Source organism: Snodgrassella gandavensis, assembly GCF_914768025.1.
GTDB lineage: Bacteria > Pseudomonadota > Gammaproteobacteria > Burkholderiales > Neisseriaceae > Snodgrassella > Snodgrassella gandavensis.
In genome coordinates, this window is the sequence record NZ_CAJZCE010000037.1 from 1 (window position 1) to 845 (window position 845).

Sequence of the window (845 nt, forward strand, 5' to 3'; positions counted from 1 at the left end):
ATCAGGGTGGTGTTGCCTTTGCTGGTTAGGCTGAGTTTGTCTGATTGTAAGGTGGTCTGGCTGTGGGTTCTGGCATCCAGATGGTTTTTGCCGCTGCTGACGCCGGCTTCGCCATAGACGTAGATGCCGGTTTGGGCGCCGATTGAGGCACCGACGCCTACGCTCAGGCCAGCGCTGCTGTTTTTGCCATCTGCTTTCTGTTGGTTGTGGCCAGCTTCGAGGATGATGTCGCGGGCTGAGTTGAGGTTGATGCTGTCTTTGGCGTTGGCCTGGGTGTTTTGCAGGCGGATGTCGCCTTCGCGGCTGATGAGGTTGATGTTGCCACCGGCGGTAAGCTGGTTTGCCTGTGACAGGCGGTAGCTGCTGTCCTGCTGGCTTTTGCTGCTTTTGAAGCCGATGCCGCTTTCGATTTTGATCAGGCTGGCATCTTGGATGTTTTTGCCGGTGCTGTAGGCCATGTAGCCCTGGCCAAGGGCGGCCATGGTTTGCAGGGCTTTGGTGCGGTCGTCGGCTTTGCTCTGGCGCAGGGTGTCGGCAGCGTTGGCCAGGTCGATGAGGGGGGAGCTGACTTTGGTGAAGTTGCCGATTTTGAGGTCTTTGCTGCTTTGGTGGGCGCTGCCGTGGTTGGCATCATCGAGGACGGTGATGTCTTTGGCGATGATGTTGAGGTTGTTGGCAGCGATGATGTCGGCTACTTGCTGGGTGTAGTGTTCGCCGGCAATGATGTTGACGTTGCCGTTGAGGCTGCCTACCTGGCTGCGTATTTGTTCGACGTTGTTGCTGTTGTATTGGTCTTTGCTGCTCATGTAGCCGGTGAATTTTTCGGTATCAGACAGTTGCGCTGA

The 845-nt window shown here is 56.4% G+C and carries 1 protein-coding gene; it reads right to left on the reverse strand.

Annotated features, from left to right (window positions below):
• A partial coding sequence (locus MJ764_RS11350; RefSeq protein WP_239327125.1) for a hemagglutinin repeat-containing protein occupies positions 1-845 on the reverse strand: 845 nt, incomplete at both ends.